Here is a 2,838-nt window from a genome sequence, read left to right as displayed (position 1 = left end):
TAGCCTGCTTCGATACCGCCTTTCACACCACCCAGCCGGCAGTGGCCAGGCACTTCGCCCTGCCTCGCGAACTGACCGCCCGGGGCCTGATTCGCTACGGCTTTCACGGGCTCTCCTACGACTACATCAATCGCCTGCTGCCGCGCCACTTAAACGGCAAACCCGCCGGGCGTGTGGTAGTCGCCCACCTGGGCAACGGCGCCAGCCTCTGCGCCATCCAGGACGGCCAGAGCGTGGGCTCGACCATGGGCTTCACCGCGCTCGACGGCCTGCCCATGGGCACCCGCTGCGGCAGCCTGGATGCCGGCCTGGTTCTGCACCTGCTCGGCGAGGAGGGCAGATCGCCTGGCACGCCGGCCGACTGAAATGGGGTCTGTCCCCGATTAGCCGCGATTAGCCACACCAAAAGGCCGCCGATCATTGATCGGCGGCCTTCTGGATACTTTCGTCATCCCGGTCCGCAGGCCGGGTGCAAGGCTTACTTGGCTGCCTTGGGCGCGGCTTCCTTGACGGCCTTGCTGGCGGTCTCGGTGGCCTGCTCGGCGCTTTCCTGGGCCTGCTTGACGGTGCTCTCGGTCAGCTTCTGGCTTTCCTGAGCGAACTCCTGCTGGAGGGCCACCACTTTTTCGGCATCGCCCTTCATGCGCTCGGTCAGCTCCTTGGCGACCTCCTGCTGGCCTTCCAGGTAGCTCTTGAGGCCTTCGGCGTCCTTGACCTCTGCCAGGCTGCGCAGCTGCGCCAGATTGGTGTCGGCATAGACCTTGGTGGCGTCGAGCTGGGCATTGACCAGCTTCTCGGTGAAGTCGACGGACAGGGCGGCGAAGGCACGCGCCGGGGCGAGGAACACGGACTCGAGCTGAGCGGTATCGAATTGCTTGGCGTCGAAAGCGAATGCGTTGGTCATGATAGGAACCTCCAAGGTTCTGGGTGCTATGGAACGGGAGATCCCCGTTCTGATGCCCTGCATGATAGCAGGCACTTTTGTGCAGTGCAACATGATTCCTTCGCGTCGCCGAGTGCCGGTGTAGCAGATCATGCCGTGTATGCCTGCCGAGTGGCAGACATATACACTGGATTATCGCTACGGCGATACCGTCTATCACATCGACATCAGCCAGACCCTGATTGCGTCTGGCACATCCACACAGCGGCTGTCGCTGGATGGTGTAGCGCAGGATAAAGGAGAGCTTGCGCTGGTCGATGATGGTAGAACGCACAGCGTCGAAGTGTCCCTGTTTACGGTTGCGCCGGTGGGGAGCGACATGAGTGACGGGCGTCCGAGCCAAAAGCTCCTCGGTCACGACCGGGTTTCCATGGCGGTGATCGCCGTTGATGAACACAATCCTAAAGAACCGGGGGAATGACAGCGATGGCGACGACGGTATTGGTCTATTACGACTTCCGCATGCTCGGTCACAATCCACACGGCTGGGACCCTGACCGTCCCGAATGGACTGACGCCGTCAAGGCGATGATTGAGCTACAGTATCCCAATGCCAATCTGGGCACCTATAGCCATCCCGAACGTCCGGATCGGCTGACGGCGATCGTCGATCGGCTGCTTAACGGGCCTATCGACGGCGTGCGCTGGATGCTGCCGGCCCCGGCCAGCACCACCCAGCTCCAGCGGGCACATGATGCGGCCTATGTGGCCCATATCGAATCGCTGGACGGTCAATCCGGCTGGCTCGCCAAGGACACGACGGCCGTATCGCCGGGCAGCGTGATAGCGGCCCGCCTGGCGGCCGGTTCCGGAATCGGTGCGGTCGAAGCGATCGCCGCCGGTGAAGCCCGGCGGGCGTTCTGTATCGTGCGCCCGCCGGGCCACCATGCGCCGGCCGACCGCGCCCGGGGCTTTTGCCTGTATAACAACCTGGCGGTTACCGCCGCGCATGCACGCAAAGCGCTCGGCTATGACCGGGTCATGATCTGGGACCTGGATATGCATCACGGCAACGGCACCCAGTCCATTTTTTATGCCGATCCCAATGTGCTGGTGGTTGATAGCCACTGCGCGGCACCGTTCTACCCGGGCAGCGGCCTGTTGGCCGAAACCGGCGCCGGAGCAGGCGTTGGCTACAACCTCAACGTACCGATACCCATGGGTAGTGGCAACGCCACGCTACAGGCGGTGTTCGAGCAGGTGGTACGCCCGGCGGCGCGCGCATTCCAGCCCGAACTTCTGCTGATATCCACCGGCTTCGACTGTCATTACCTCGACAGAGTCTGCGCCATGGACGAAACCGGCTATGCCGCCATCGCTCAGCGTATTAGCGCCCTGGCCGATGAGCTCTGTGATGGCCGCCTGGTGATGATGCTGGAAGGCGGCTACAACGCCAAGGCTTTGGCTGACAGCGCCTATGCGGTGATCGAGGCGCTGGCGGGGAATCCGGTGAGTACGCTCAATGTTTTGCCGGACGACCCCGGCAGTGCAGCCGTGGCCGACGCAGCGGCCTTCCATGCCAAATCCATCGCCGCACTGGCCCACGGACAGGCCGGCGGCGCCAACACAGAGAATTGACAGAAGTGGGCGTCGTCACCGTGCGGAGCCCCCATAACCCGGCAGACTGCTAGGCGACTGGTGAGTCTATGGACTTCGTCAGCCATATTGCCGAACATATATGAGTCGGCGCCGACCGTCACTCTAACGCACGGATAGACGGCGCTAATTGTCTCCTTCGTCCGGAGCCTGCCCATGAAAGATTTTACTCCTAGCCGTTCTCGCCGACGCCAGGCCTCAAGACCATCCTATTTGCAAGCTGCTGTACTGACCCTCGTCATGCAGGTTCCATTGCTCAGTTTTGCAGGAGGTGCTGACACCGAAGTGCCGTGGGAGTC

The 2,838-nt window shown here is 62.5% G+C and carries 3 protein-coding genes and 1 pseudogene; 3 read left to right on the top strand and 1 reads right to left on the bottom strand.

The features are described 5' to 3' along the window. A pseudogene (locus ACESMD_RS04370) lies at positions 1 to 365 on the top strand (acetate kinase); the annotation flags it as partial. Positions 366 to 478: 113 nt separating this feature from the next. On the opposite strand, the gene ACESMD_RS04365 reads toward ACESMD_RS04370, so the two are convergent. Further along, positions 479 to 904: a phasin family protein gene (locus ACESMD_RS04365; protein ID WP_372610688.1), complete on the bottom strand. Its 426-nt coding sequence runs from the start codon at positions 902 to 904 to the stop codon at positions 479 to 481. A 139-nt stretch (positions 905 to 1,043) separates the two neighbouring features. On the opposite strand from ACESMD_RS04365, the gene ACESMD_RS04360 reads away from it, so the two are divergent. Both ACESMD_RS04360 and ACESMD_RS04355 read left to right on the top strand, forming a co-directional pair. After that, positions 1,044 to 1,364: a hypothetical protein gene (locus ACESMD_RS04360; protein ID WP_372610686.1), complete on the top strand. Its 321-nt coding sequence runs from the start codon at positions 1,044 to 1,046 to the stop codon at positions 1,362 to 1,364. Between the two features lie 5 nt (positions 1,365 to 1,369). Next, complete coding sequence (locus ACESMD_RS04355) at positions 1,370 to 2,521, top strand: histone deacetylase (RefSeq protein ID WP_372610684.1); 1,152 nt, start codon at positions 1,370 to 1,372, stop codon at positions 2,519 to 2,521. The last annotated feature ends 317 nt before the right edge of the window (positions 2,522 to 2,838 follow it).

Source organism: Halomonas sp. (genome assembly GCF_041689495.1).
In the GTDB taxonomy this organism is placed as follows: Bacteria; Pseudomonadota; Gammaproteobacteria; order Pseudomonadales; family Halomonadaceae; genus Halomonas.
The sequence above is the reverse complement of the archived record's forward strand: the minus strand, read 5'-3'. Positions and strand labels throughout refer to the sequence as shown.